Origin of the sequence: Streptomyces sp. NPDC057249, from assembly GCF_042669245.1 — a bacterium.
Lineage (GTDB): Bacteria > Actinomycetota > Actinomycetes > Streptomycetales > Streptomycetaceae > Streptomyces.
Window position 1 is genome coordinate 83189 of sequence record NZ_JBHUXS010000016.1, and the last position, 12314, is coordinate 95502.

13 protein-coding genes and 1 pseudogene are annotated in these 12314 nt (G+C 69.5%); 7 read left to right on the forward strand and 7 right to left on the reverse strand.

Translation table 11 applies throughout. From position 1 onward, the window contains the following. Window positions 1-183: 183 nt before the first annotated feature. Complete coding sequence (locus ACFUJY_RS26695; protein ID WP_383304304.1) at window positions 184-1404, forward strand: MFS transporter; 1221 nt, start codon at window positions 184-186, stop codon at window positions 1402-1404. A gap of 162 nt (window positions 1405-1566) precedes the next feature. Here ACFUJY_RS26695 and ACFUJY_RS26700 read toward each other — a convergent pair whose 3' ends face one another. Continuing rightward, window positions 1567-2136: a TetR/AcrR family transcriptional regulator gene (locus ACFUJY_RS26700; protein WP_383304305.1), complete on the reverse strand. Its 570-nt coding sequence runs from the start codon at window positions 2134-2136 to the stop codon at window positions 1567-1569. A gap of 102 nt (window positions 2137-2238) precedes the next feature. Between ACFUJY_RS26700 and ACFUJY_RS26705 the strand changes: the two genes are divergently transcribed. After that, window positions 2239-3147, forward strand: coding sequence for an alpha/beta hydrolase family protein (locus ACFUJY_RS26705; RefSeq protein WP_383304307.1), 909 nt, complete (start codon window positions 2239-2241; stop codon window positions 3145-3147). Window positions 3148-3408: 261 nt separating this feature from the next. On the opposite strand, the gene ACFUJY_RS26710 is transcribed toward ACFUJY_RS26705, so the two are convergent. Then, the gene (locus ACFUJY_RS26710; protein ID WP_383304309.1) at window positions 3409-4026 is read right to left on the reverse strand and encodes a hypothetical protein; all 618 of its coding nucleotides are present in this window, start codon (window positions 4024-4026) and stop codon (window positions 3409-3411) included. 135 nt (window positions 4027-4161) lie between these two features. Between ACFUJY_RS26710 and ACFUJY_RS26715 the strand changes: the two are divergent. Then, a pseudogene (locus ACFUJY_RS26715) lies at window positions 4162-4272 on the forward strand (transcriptional regulator); the annotation flags it as partial. 428 nt (window positions 4273-4700) lie between these two features. On the opposite strand, the gene ACFUJY_RS26720 reads toward ACFUJY_RS26715, so the two are convergent. After that, the gene (locus ACFUJY_RS26720) at window positions 4701-5219 is read right to left on the reverse strand and encodes a hypothetical protein (protein ID WP_383304311.1); all 519 of its coding nucleotides are present in this window, start codon (window positions 5217-5219) and stop codon (window positions 4701-4703) included. 136 nt (window positions 5220-5355) lie between these two features. Here ACFUJY_RS26720 and ACFUJY_RS26725 point away from each other — a divergent pair, with 136 nt between their 5' ends. Further along, entirely contained in the window at window positions 5356-5913 is a 558-nt protein-coding gene (locus ACFUJY_RS26725; RefSeq protein WP_383304313.1) for an SMI1/KNR4 family protein, read from the forward strand. A gap of 83 nt (window positions 5914-5996) precedes the next feature. After that, window positions 5997-6677, forward strand: coding sequence for a hypothetical protein (locus ACFUJY_RS26730; RefSeq protein WP_383304314.1), 681 nt, complete (start codon window positions 5997-5999; stop codon window positions 6675-6677). A gap of 201 nt (window positions 6678-6878) precedes the next feature. On the opposite strand, the gene ACFUJY_RS26735 is transcribed toward ACFUJY_RS26730, so the two are convergent. After that, window positions 6879-7361 carry a DUF4253 domain-containing protein gene (locus tag ACFUJY_RS26735; RefSeq protein WP_383304316.1) on the reverse strand — a complete coding sequence of 161 codons (483 nt, stop codon included), beginning with the start codon at window positions 7359-7361 and terminating at the stop codon, window positions 6879-6881. A 536-nt stretch (window positions 7362-7897) separates the two neighbouring features. Here ACFUJY_RS26735 and ACFUJY_RS26740 point away from each other — a divergent pair. After that, window positions 7898-8236, forward strand: a complete 339-nt coding sequence (locus ACFUJY_RS26740; RefSeq protein WP_383304318.1) for a lysine transporter LysE — start codon at window positions 7898-7900, stop codon at window positions 8234-8236. A gap of 391 nt (window positions 8237-8627) precedes the next feature. On the opposite strand, the gene ACFUJY_RS26745 is transcribed toward ACFUJY_RS26740, so the two are convergent. Both ACFUJY_RS26745 and ACFUJY_RS26750 read right to left on the reverse strand, forming a co-directional pair. After that, a complete protein-coding gene (locus ACFUJY_RS26745; protein WP_383304320.1) occupies window positions 8628-9767 on the reverse strand; it encodes an FAD-dependent oxidoreductase in 1140 nt (379 codons plus the stop codon). Window positions 9768-9893: 126 nt separating this feature from the next. Then, complete coding sequence (locus ACFUJY_RS26750) at window positions 9894-10121, reverse strand: hypothetical protein (protein WP_383304322.1); 228 nt, start codon at window positions 10119-10121, stop codon at window positions 9894-9896. A gap of 294 nt (window positions 10122-10415) precedes the next feature. Between ACFUJY_RS26750 and ACFUJY_RS26755 the strand changes: the two genes are divergently transcribed. Further along, window positions 10416-11024: a TetR/AcrR family transcriptional regulator gene (locus tag ACFUJY_RS26755; protein ID WP_383304323.1), complete on the forward strand. Its 609-nt coding sequence runs from the start codon at window positions 10416-10418 to the stop codon at window positions 11022-11024. A gap of 396 nt (window positions 11025-11420) precedes the next feature. Here the strand turns inward: ACFUJY_RS26755 and ACFUJY_RS26760 are convergent, their stop codons facing one another. Beyond that, window positions 11421-11948: a GNAT family N-acetyltransferase gene (locus ACFUJY_RS26760; RefSeq protein ID WP_383304325.1), complete on the reverse strand. Its 528-nt coding sequence runs from the start codon at window positions 11946-11948 to the stop codon at window positions 11421-11423. Window positions 11949-12314 lie beyond the last annotated feature (366 nt).

Consider the following 12314-nt stretch of genomic DNA (forward strand, 5'->3'; position numbering starts at 1 on the left):
CCCGCCGACACCCCGCATCCCACCGAACGCCCGCTGCCCAAAAGGCGGATGAGGCTCATTCCCTCGCTGATGATCCAAAAACTGGGCAGTACGCCCCGCAGCACGCACCTACGAGGCACAATCGCTCCGTCCCGGGCGCGTCGTCACCGGCGAAGTGCCCCTCCGCTGCCTTGGAGTGCTCTCATGTCCGCCCCACTCGCACCGCCGCCCGCCACCCCCGGCACCGCCCACGCCGGGCGACTTCCGGCCGTCGTGCTCATGGCGGGCAGCTGCCTGCCCGTCCTCGGAGCGGTACTCCTCGCCCCTGTACTTCCCCGTATGCAGGACCACTTCGACAACGTGCCGGGAAGCGAAGCACTGGTCCCCGTCGTACTCACCGTTCCCGCGCTCGCCCTCGCTCTGCTCGCCCCCTTCGCCGGGATGATCGTGGACCGGCTCGGGCGCAAACGCCTGCTGGTCGTCGCCACCGCCCTCTACGCGCTGTTCGGAACGGCCCCCCTGTGGCTGGACTCGCTCCACGCCATCCTGATCAGCCGCGTCCTCGTGGGTATAGCCGAGGCGGCGATCATGACCGCCTGCACCACCCTCATCGGCGACTACTACAGCGGCGAACTCCGCGACCGCTACCTGGCCCTGCAAACCATGTGCGCAGCCACCTCGGCCACCGTCTTCTTCGTGCTCGGCGGTGCTCTCGGGGCCGCCGACTGGCGCGCCCCCTTCTGGCTCTACACCGTCGGACTGCTCGTGGCGCCCCTCATGGCCCGTGCCCTTCCCGCGCCCCTTCCGCCGACGCCCGGCAGAGGCACGGAGGCATCGCTGCCGCGCCGCCCGTTCCCCGTCCGGCGCATGGCGGGCATCTGCCTCCTCACGGTCTTCGGCGCCGTTGTCTTCTACACCGTCCCCGTCGAAATGGCCTACCTCCTCGACGACCTGGGAACCGACTCCACCGCCACCATCGGCGCCGTCACCGCGGTGGCCAGTGCCGCCACCGTCCTCGGCTCCGTCCTGTTCACCCGTCTCTCCCCGGATCGCCGCCACCGGCTGCCCGCTCTGTTCGCGCTGTGCGCCGCGGGCTTCGTGCTGATGGGCCTCGCCGACGGCCTGCCTCTCCTCATCGCCGGAGCCGTCCTCAACTGCGTCGGCACCGGCCTGCTGCTGCCCGCCCTGGTCACGAAGGCCATGTCGCTCCTGCAGTTCGCGGACCGGGGCCGCGGCATGGGCCTGTGGACGGCGGCCTTCTTCCTCGGCGAGTTCCTCTGCCCCCTGGTCCTGCTGGCGGCCAAGAAACCGGCCGGCGGACTCGCCACCGCCGTCGCCCTCCTCGGAGCGGCGACCGCACTTCTCGCAGCGGCCCTGTTCGCGACCGCCCGCCGTCCCGTGCTCGGCGGGGTACAGGCCGACTGACCGGGCCCTGACTCGCCTGCACATCGTGTCGGCCGGAGGGTGCGCGGCCGTTGACGCGCGACGCGTCCACCCGGCCCGGAGCTCCGCGAACAGCCGCTCGCGGAGCTCCGGGCCGGGGCGTCGAAGGACACGAGGCGCGCCCGCAGGCGGCCGGGCGCTTCGTCATGCCGTGTCGCGGCACCCGGTGAGGAGGAGGGCGACCATGCGCCTGGCGTCGGACTGATCGTAGTCGGGGCCGGTGATGCAGAGGTTTCCGACGGCGCGCATGAGCCTGTAGGCGGTGACATCGGGACGGATCTCGTCCTCGGCGGCACAGGCGTCCAGCAACGTCGAGCAGGCCGGGACCAAGGTGTCGAGCATGAGGGCGTGAAGGTTCTCCAGGCCCGGATCTCCTGACCCGAGCGCCGCGCCGAGGCCGTGCTTGGTCACCAGGAAATCCACGAACGCGTCCATCCACCGGGTCAGCGCGGTGAACGGCGAGGCGGACTCTTCGAGGAGCCGGGGGGCGAGAGCGGCGCAGGCGTCGATCTGGTGCCGGTACACGGCGGTGACCAGGTCCGCGCGGGTCGGGAAGTTCCGGTAGACCGTGCCGACACCGACGCCGGCGCGTTCCGCGATGTCCCGGACGGGCGCCTGGACGCCCTGCTCGACGAAGACCGCCGCAGCGGCCTCCAGTACGCCACTGCGAGTGCGCTGCGCCTGTGCTTGGCGTACGCCGACCGACTCCGGCACGGATGACCCCTTTGCTCGCGGAACAATGTTCCGCTAAATTGGCGGAACGTCGCTCCGCCAAATTATGGCAGAGCCGATCCGCAGTGAAAGCACAGGTCTCCCATGTCTTCCCGCTCCTCCGCCCACCGCATCGTCTCGGTCAAGCCCCTTTACGTACCCGCGGCAGGCCGCGGCATCGACCTGCAGGTGAAGGTCACCGCCCCTTCATCGGGCCGGAACCTGCCGGTCATCGTCTTCTCCCACGGCAACGCGTGGTCCCTGGACGGGTACGCGCCGCTCGTCGACCGGTGGGCCGCCGCCGGCTTCGTCGTGGTGCAACCCACCCACCTGGACGCCCGCCGCAACGCCATCGGCTGGGACGATCCGCGCTTCCCCACCATCTGGCGCGTCCGGATAGCCGATCTCCACGCGATCCTCGACCACCTCGGCGACATCCTGGTCCAGGCCGGGCTGGAGGATCGCGCCGACCGCGAGCGCGTCGCCGTGGCCGGGCACTCCTGGGGCGCCCAGACCGCGGGCGCCGTTCTCGGCGCCCGCGTACTCGACGCCGACGGCGTTCCGGGCGACGACTTCTCCCACGCCGCGGTGTCGGCCGGCGTGCTGATCGCCGCTACCGGAACCGGGGACACGCTCACCCCCTTCGCCGCCGAGAATCTCCCGTTCATGAGGCCGGACTTCTCCACCATGGCCACCTCGGCCCTGGTCGTCGCGGGCGGGAAGGACCAGTCGCAGCTCTCCACCCGGGGGCCGGAGTGGTTCACCGACGCCTACCACCTCAGCCCGGCGCCCAAGAGCCTTCTCACGGTCGCCGAGGCCGAGCACACCATGGGCGGCATCGCCGGTGAAGCAGTCGCCGAGACCACCGACGAGGACCCCGCCCGCGTCGTCTTCCTCGCCGACGCGATCGCCGCCTACCTCCGCGCGGCCCTCGGCCTCGACGGCGCCGAGTGGACGGCCCTCAGCAGCACCGCCGAAGCCGGCGACGGCACGTGGAGCATCGTCGGCAAGTAGGCCGCTCCCGCTCCCGCAGCGCGTTCAGCGGTCACCGGCCGCGGCTCCGGAGACATGCCCGCCCGCGCAACGTCAGGCACGCCCCCTCGGCGGACTGCCCGCCGAGGGGGCGTGCTGCCGGTGGCGGCTGGGACGCTGACGGCAACCTGGCCGTTCGCCCGTCTCCCGATTTGCATGCCGGGGTGGGCCAGGCCGTCTCGTGCGGTCCGCGGCGGCGCGTGCACGCCCCGTCGGTAGGGCTCTGCCGGGGTACTCGCCTGGTCAGTCGTCGAACCACACGACGAGGCGTACAGCGTCGTCACCGTACCGATCTGCGAGCTCCTGCATCGCTTCCCAGACGGGTTGCCACTCGCCGGTCTCGGTGACGGCCTCTCTCCGGCGCATGGTGACGGATCTGTAGAGCGTGTCCCCGATGAGCCACTCACTGCCGTCGGGCCATTCCCGGACCTCGCCGGCTTCGAGACCCACAGCCTCGGCGAATGCGCCACTCCAGGACGCCTTGCCCGTCCTCCTGAGCCCGCTCGGCGTCCGGCGGTACTGGTGAAGCCGGCTGTCGGGCTTCTCCGCGAGCTCATCCCAGTCGACGGCCTTCACCTCGGCCCAGGTGATCCACGTAGTGCCGTGAAAGCCGTCCTGGCCGTACCACTCGGTCAGTTGGGCGAACCGTGCGCTCATGGTGGCCGAAGCGTCGGCGGGAAACCCCCTGCCTGCGGCCAGCGGCCGGAAGTTGGCGTAGTTGCGGACCCCGAAGAGACAACCGAACGCGTCGTAGTTGCGGACGTCGTTCAGGGAGCTGAGATCTTGCGCGCTGTACCAGGCCGGCTCCTGATCGTCTTGCGACGTCCGGTATTCCAGGAAGCCGCTCATGTCTGTACCCATGCCAGGCATTCTCCTGATGCCGTCAAACGGATTCCGCACCGCTGACCCCGTGGGGACCAGAGCGGGCCGCAGGCACGGAACCTCGTCCGCGGCTTCCGCCGCGATCCGCTCCCAGCGCTCGTCAGCGCTGCCGTGTCCAGGCGCACATGCCACGAACGCGCCGACGAACGCCTCGGCCACGCTCCCGACGACCTGCGGACAGCCGTCATCGCCGGCGAAGCGGACGAGACCTACCCGGACGCGGACACCGGGCGCACCGAGGAGGCCGTCGCCGTCCTGCAACAGCATGACGGCAGAAACACCCACGAGCTGGCCGGCAACCTCATCGACATCCGGTCTGTTGGGGTGCCGGTCGCGGTGGGCGTCGACCAGAGCGAAGGTGGCTCGGCTCCTGGCTGTTCGTTCTGCGGAAGGTGGTGTGCCTCAGAGACGACCTCAAGTCGGCCGGCCCTCGCGACGTCGTCGGCCGAGTGGGACGCCCTGCGGGCGATCAGCCGCTCGCAGGGGGCATTGCCGCCTCGCAGCTCAGAGACTCGTAGAGTCTGCGGCGTCGGAGCAGCGTCCGCCACGTACGGCTCCGTCACATGCCGAGATCACTCGGTGCCCAACGCCGCCATCTCGCCGTCCATGAACCGGAACAGGGAGATGCTGTGACTCACGGACACACTCCGCCATCATGTTCCGCCGGACAGCTCCGGGCGCTGGTCGTCGATCTGCCGGGACACCCCCTGGAAGAACTCCTGAAGACTGGCCGCGGCAAGATCGAACTGGTCGAACCACGAAGCGGTGGCCGATCTCCAGACCCGCCCGGACCCCGCCAGCGCGAACAGATGCCCGCCCCCATCGCCGGCGAACACCAGCGCGGGCTCTTCCCCGTCGATCCGGACGGAACCGTACGCGCGGAAGTGGTCCGCGACCAGTGAGGCCGGGTGGACGAAGCAGCCGTTGCCGATGTCGGGCAAGGAGACCTCGTCGATCATCCAGTACATCGTGGTCAGGTCCGAGGGAATCGGCGTCAGCTCGACGAGCGCACCGGTGGCCCGGTGGCTTCCGTCAGAAGCGCGCACGACCACGTTGCTGCCCGGCTCGAAGCCGAATCGTGCCTGAAATGATGGCATCAGCTCCGCGAGCGCCACATCCGTCCGCTCACACCAGCCGCGCAGCCACTCGGCCTCAAGCCGTCCGTCAGTCATGGGCCCCCTCTCCTTTGCCTCGCCCGCTTGCCGGGCTTACGCGCCCCCGGCGGGCCGATCCATACGGCGGAGCCGACCGGAACCAGGGCCGCCTCCGCCCGGCCGCGTGTCAGTGGGCTCTGACAGCATCACGGTCATGACCGACATCGATGATCTCCTGCAACGTGTTGCCACCAGGGCCGCATCGGACAGCGGAAGCCTTCCCGAGCCTGTCGACGATGCCCAGATCGCGGAGGCCGAGAGACAACTGGGCATCGCGCTGCATCCCCTGCTTGCGCGCCTGTACCGCGAGGTCGCTGACGGTGGCTTCGGCCCTGACTACCGACTGCTGCCACTGCTTGGTCCGGGCTCCAGCGTCGTCGGCGAATACCTGGCGCGACGTGAGGCATCTGTCGGAGCAGAGCACCCGGAGTGGCCCGCGGGCGTCGTACCGATACTGACCTGGGGCTGTGCCATGTACGCAGGCGTTGACTGTCTCAGTGAGGACGGTCAGGTCCTGCTCTTCGATCCGAACCCGTACAGCGGCGGATCGTGGGAGCAGTGCTGGTTCCTCGACTCCGCCGGCCTCGCAACGTGGCTGGAGACGTGGCTCGCGGGGACGGGCTGGTTCGAGGAGGACACCGACGAAAGCGACGACGCGGTGGCGCCTCAGCCCTGGGAGCAGGCCGCGGACCGCCTGTCGTCCGGCGCGTAGCGAGGCGGCAGTGGCCCGTGAACCACAGCAGCTCCAAGGCAGGGGCGCCCCGCGAGCCGGCCTTGCCGTCCTATCAGGCAGTCATGGCGGAGACTGACTGGGCTTCGCTCCGGACGGCTTTCGGGAACGGGGAGTGCCTTCCCGAAGTCCTGGCACGGTTGCTCGTGCCCGATCCGAAGGTGCAGGTCACCGCCTTGTCGGAACTGAGCGAGCTGGTCGGCCACCAGAACAGCGTCTACGAAGCCACCGCCCCCGTCGCCATGTGTGTCGCCGGTATCCTCGCCCACCCGGCAGCCATGACCCTCCGGCCGTATCGCAACGTCCCCGTCCGCGCGGCACTGTTGAACTGGTTGGCTTCCACGGCCTTCGACGCCTCCGATGAGACTGTCGCTCGCATCGAGCAGTACTTCCCTGGCTTCCTCACGCCCGGCACCGGCGTGGCGGCGTTCCGGGACCTGCGCCCGCTGCTCCATCGAGCCGTCGCGCCGTTCCTGCAGGACAGCCACGAGGAGGTGCGCGAAGCCGCCGTCCTCGCCGCGCTCGTCCTCGCCGAACACCCCGCGCTCGCGCAGCACCGCGATCACCTCGCCGTGCACGCGCGCCGCATCCTGAACACCAGCGGCGACGCCCCCAACCGGCGCATGGTCTGGAAGGTGCTCCAAGCATGGGGTCACGACATCAGCGACGTTGAACCTTTGCTGGAGGAGTCCTGGAACTGCGGGCCGCACAGCGATGGGCAGGGCGATCTCGAGCCTCCCTTCTGACTGATAGGCGAACGGCCCACCGGCCCAAGGGTCTACGGCCGGCCGAGCATTGCGGACGAAGAGTGGTCGTGCCGTATCCGCGTCAGATCTATAGGGAAGCCACGGGGAGCGAGGGCGGGCGCCTACGGCGCAGCAAGGACCGCAGCGCAAGGCCGTGAGGGACGCTTCGTCCGGGACGGGCGAGTGTTTCCAGGAAGTGGATCAGTCCCACCAGAAGTCCCAGTGATGGGCACCCGTGATCTGTCCGGCGTATGCAGCCAGTGTGTACGGACTGCTGCCCTGCCAAATGTTGTCCGGACAGAAGGCGAAGTGCTCGGCCGCCACCAGGAGAGCCTCGTCCTCGTCGGCAGGTGGTGAGGCGACGCTGAGGTGCAGCGTGGAGAAGCCGACCGCGATGACACGGGCGCCGAACCGGTGCTCCCAGTCGTGGACGACCGCGGAGAACTTCGCGGTGTCGTTGTCGTAGTTGCAAGGACCGGACCAGCCCACGGACGTCAGCGCCTCGGAACCGGATGCGGCAGCGACCAGTCCCAGACGTGTCTGGGGGCGGTTGACGAGGAACGCCTGCGCGCATTCGGCGGCCAGTCGATCGGGGTTCGTTGTCGTCCCCCGATGGGGCGCGAGACCGGGCCAGGTCTGCCCGAAGGGAGCCGTGACGGCGAGGCGCCTGTCTGCGTCGAGCATGTCGTCATCGTCGTCCGTCGTGTAGGCGTCCCACCATCGGGCAAGGAGACCGGCAGGGGCATGGCTCGCCGGGGAGGACGTCTGCTCGGGACGAACCTCTCCAGATCCCCACGGACGGAATTCGCCGTCGTTCGGTTCCAGCGCGTCGAGCAGTAGCGGCCACAGGCCGGAACGCGTGTGGGCGGCGTGCATCCGCGTCCACAGCTCGATCGTGGCGGGCCCGTCACTGAGCCACAGGGGCTGTACGTCTCCGTTGCCTTCATCGGAAGTGACCATCCGACCGGGCGGAAGGAGATCTTCTACGGAATCGGAGAGCGCTTCGGTCAGCTGTCCCACAGTCATGCCGGGCACCTTAACCGGGTGCACTGACAAGGATCATCCGCTCAACAGCGGCGGGAGGCGGGCGCTTCGTCGTCAGGGTGTGACCGTGTGCCCCCGGCGGTGACTCTGGAGCACCCCGGCAACCATTCCGGCTCGGCGGGGGTCCTCCATACCGGGCCCTGCTCGGTGCCCACGACGAAAGAGGGAAGAACGTCATGGGGGTGCGCAGGGCAGCGAAAGGCGTCGGTGACTTCTTGGTCGAGATGCTGGGAGAAGCCGTCGCCGAGGTGATCCTCAACCTGCTCGCCTGTGCCCTGCTCGGCTGCCTGGTCCTGGTCGTCTACCTGAGCTGGTCCTTGAGCCCGCGCTTCACCATCGCGGGGGCCGGGCTGCTCGGCCTCCTCCTCGCCAACGGTGCCTGGCAGTCCTTCCGCACCTCTGCGAGGGGGCGTCGCCGTCGGGGCCTCGCCGCCCTGACCGCTGGTTGTTTCACCGCGACCGCCACGACGGCCCTCTTCCTGTTGCTCTACTCCACGGGATGCGACTGCCTGTGAGGCCGTTCGGTTCAGCTGCCGCGAGTCCGAGGCCGGTCACGCGGTAGCCGTTTCACGGACGCGTGAGTCGCTGGTGCCGACGGCGACCACCAGCAGGACGGCGGCGGTCCTGACGCCGATGCGGGGCATCGACGCCAGGACATGTCGACCAGCGGCACGTGATGCAGGAAGTGCCCGCCGTTGTACGTGCCGCACGGCCCGGCCTGCGCGACCGTGTCGAGGATGATCGCGTGGACGCCGGCGTCCACGGTCCTGCTCGGCGCGAGCCCTGCGGCCTCACCCCGACGGTGCGTCGCAGTGAGCAGGTTGGCCTTCCTGCGCGGTCCGGTCGAGCAGAAGCCGTCTGCCTTGGACGGTCAACTGCACGGTGGGATGGGACACGAGCAGAACGTCAGTGCGTTGCCGTTGCTTCCTGGGCAAAGTCAGGAAGCTCGGTGGAGAGCAGTCCTTCGGCGCCGTTGTCGAGGAGCTGCTGCATCCGGGAGGAGCGGGGCAGCATGGTCTTCTCGTACGCGAGGACGGCATCGCCGACGGTGTCCTGCTGCACGAGGGTGAGGGCGAGTTCGCAGGCGTCGAGCATCGCGAGGTTGACCCCGACACCGAGCGGGGGCATCAGGTGGGCGGCATCGCCGAGAAGCGTGACGGTGGGGTTGTGCTCCCAGGTGTGCGGGACCGGCAGGGTGTTGATGGGGCGGTCGACGTAGCGGCCGTCGTTGTCGGTGAGCAGGCGGCGCAGGGTCGGTGACCAGTGGTGGTACCGGTCGAGCAGGAGGGCGCGTATGCCGTCGGTGTCCTCGATGGTCAGGCCGGCTGCGGTGATCCAGTCGGCGGCGACGCGCTGGATGATGTAGACGCGGATGTGGTCACCGCTGTTGCGCTGGGCGAACAGGGCGCGGTCGCCGTCGGCCGCTGCGGCGCTGCCCTGGCCGACGAGTTCGGCGATCTCGGCATGCAGGGTTTCCACGTCGTGGAACCAGGCTTCGAGGAAGCTGATGCCGGTGTACCGGGGGGTGGCGTCGGAAACGGCGCGGCGGACTTGGGACCAGGCGCCGTCGGCGCCGACGACGAGGTCGGCCTCGATGACAGTGCCGTCGGCGAAGTGGAGTTGGCGAGGGCCGGTCGCGGGTCCTTCGACGGAGCGCAGGGCGTGCCCCCAGCGCACTGTGCCGGGCTTGAGTGAGTTCAGCAGGAGGTCGCGCAGTGCGCCTCGGTCGATCTCCGGCTTGCAGCGTTCGCCTTCTTCGGGGACGTGGTGGAAGACGATGGTGCCGGTGGTGTCCAGCTGGCGCATCTCCTGTCCCTCAGGGCGCGAGACGCGGAAGAAGTCGTCGAGCAGTCCGGCTTCACGCAGGGCGATCTGGCCGTTGTCCTCGTGGAGGTCGAGGGTGCCGCCCTGGTTGCGGGTGTCGGGGCCGCTCTCGTAGTCGTAGACCGTGGCGGTGATGCCGTGTTGCTGCAGGATGCGGGCGCAGGTCAGGCCGCCGGGACCGGCGCCGATGATGGCGATGCGCGGGGTGGTGATGGTGCTCATGGTGGTGCTCCGTTCGTGTTGCGTGGGTGCGGTGCTGTCGTGTGCCGCGTCAGTGGGCGGCGGAGGCGGGGGTGTTCTGGGTGTTCTCGGCCCTGTCGGCCGAAGGAGCGTGCGGTCCGGCCTTCTTCAGGGGGGGGCGATGACGAGGAGCGCGGTGGGGAAGGCGAGCGCCCACAGGAGGGCGGCGGTCGGGAAGATGTGGCCGGTGCCCGGCGGTGACCGCTCGAACGGCGCGGGTGAACAGCGAGCCGAAGTCGGCGACGCCGAGGGAGCCGCCCAGGGACACGCTGTTCTGCGTGCGATGGTGCCGGACATGTGCAGGGTGAGGCCCAGGCGGATGCCGTCAAGGGCCATGCACAGGCTGGTCAGCAGCAGGGCGGTTGCCGTGCCTCATGGTGGCAGAGGCGCCCCGCACGGTCTGCTGGAACAGCGGCACACGTTCTTCGGGACGGACGCGGGGCCGGAAATCGAAGGGAGCCGGACGTGGACATGCGTGATCTTTCGGAGGTGAGGTACGGAAGCAAAGCGCGAGAGGGGGCCGAAGGGGCCCATGTCGACCCGGCGGCCATCCCAGAAGAGCGCAACGGTTCAATAAGTGCAACCGCTCAACTTTTGTAACTGGGCAACCCAGCGATGTAGAGTCGGAGCATGAGCGACACCGAGCACGGCCCCGCACCGGTGGGGCGCCGCGAGCGCAAGAAGGCCGCCACCCGCCAGGCCATCGCCGACGCCGCACTCCGCCTGTTCCTGGAGCGCGGATTCGACGACGTCGGCATCCGTGAGATCGCGGAGGCCGCCGATGTGTCCACCACCACGCTGTTCAAGCACTTCCCGGTCAAGGAAGCCCTCGTCTTCGACGAGGACGCGGACCGGGAGGCGCACCTGCTCGCCGCCGTACGCGAGCGCCCCGAGGGTCAGTCGATCCCCGCGGCACTACGCGAGCACGCGTTGCGTTCTCGCATGGCCACGCCGGGCGGCGACGCCCGCTTCACCACGTACCTCGCCCTCGTGAACAGCACGCCGGCCCTGCGCGACTACTCACAGGCCATGTGGCTGCGCCACACAACCGCCCTGGCCCAGGTCATCGCCGAGGAGAGCGGCCGGCCGGCCGACGACCCCAGCTGCACGGCCCTGGCCCACTTCGCCCTCGAAGCGCCCCGTGCGGCCCGCGAACGCGATGACCCCCGTCAGGCGATCACGGTTGCGTTCGATCTCCTCGAGAACGGCTGGCACGTTCTCGCCCCCGGCGGCAGATGAACCTCACCGCCCGCTCGGCCACGGCGGCAAACCATCAGCTCATGAAGTCCGCCGGTGAGCCGTCGGACGTGGGCTGTCCCGATTCCGGCCCTCCAGCAGTCGGCGCCCTGGACCGTTCCCATCTGTGGCCGGGGCCCGGCCGGGCTGCGGAATCCTGTGTCGCCGCCCACCGCCACTGCCTGCGCGATCCGATGCCCCGCGACATACAGCCGGAAACGACCGCACGGGCTTCCGGCCGGCCGCAGGACGATTCGGCACCCATCCGGCCGGCGGGTCGGCGGGTCGAGCGGCAGAAGGCAGGGCACACCCTGGTTCACGAGCCCACCGCCGGCCGTCGGGGAACTTGCAGTCGTCGGTCCACTCCGGCTGGCCAAGACGGGTCTGGTTCCGTGCGGCTCAGCTGCGGTTGACGCTGGATGCGGCCTCGCGGCTCATGCGGAGGTTGGGCAGCCTTCCTTGCCAGAGCTCTCGCTCGCCCGTGATCCTGAATCCGTGCCGTTGGTAGAAGCGGACCGCGCTGTCGTTGTAGTCAGTGACCCATAGGTATATGGGTGCGGCTCCGGCCCAGGTGAAGAACTCGGTCATCATGCGGCCACCGAGGCCCTGGCCCTGGACGTGGTTCAGCACATACATCGGTCCGAGCGTGACCACTTCGCCGCGGCGCCCGCAGAGAACGCCGACGATCTCGCTTTCGGAACGGACGACACGGCAGAACAGCAGGTCCGGTTGCCGGTTCGCTGCCTCGATGAAATCCCGCCACTGGGCGACACCGTCCGTGGTGGCCGACGAGCCGCGATGCTCACGAATCCAGTCCTCGTCGATCCCCAATTCCGAGTTGGGGTATGTCTGCAGCCAAGCTCTCAGCAGCAACGGCCCCACGGACGCGGAGTCGTCCGGACGGGCGGATTCGATCGCATAGGTCATGCGATGATCCTCGCCGATCACCCAGCCCGCCACTCTCCTGCCGCCCGGAGCACCGGGACCGGCGACCGTGACGTTCATGCACGAGTGGCGCTCGCGGTTCGTCTGCGGCCTGGGCGGCTTTGCGGGCCTCCAGGGCGACCGCGTCCGCGATCAGGGCACCGGGTGCCGTCCCGCGCGTTATGGACCTTGCGGGCCCGGGCCCACCAGGCGTTTCCACGGCTGGACTTGAATGCGGTTGCGGTGGACCCGTGAGCCCGGTGAGGTACGTCCATGAACGGTGCCACGGAGCAGACGCACTGGGCGAGGTCGGGGAAAGGCCGCACGGTCGCGCCACGGCCGGTTCCATGGCGCGGGCCGGCGGTGCTT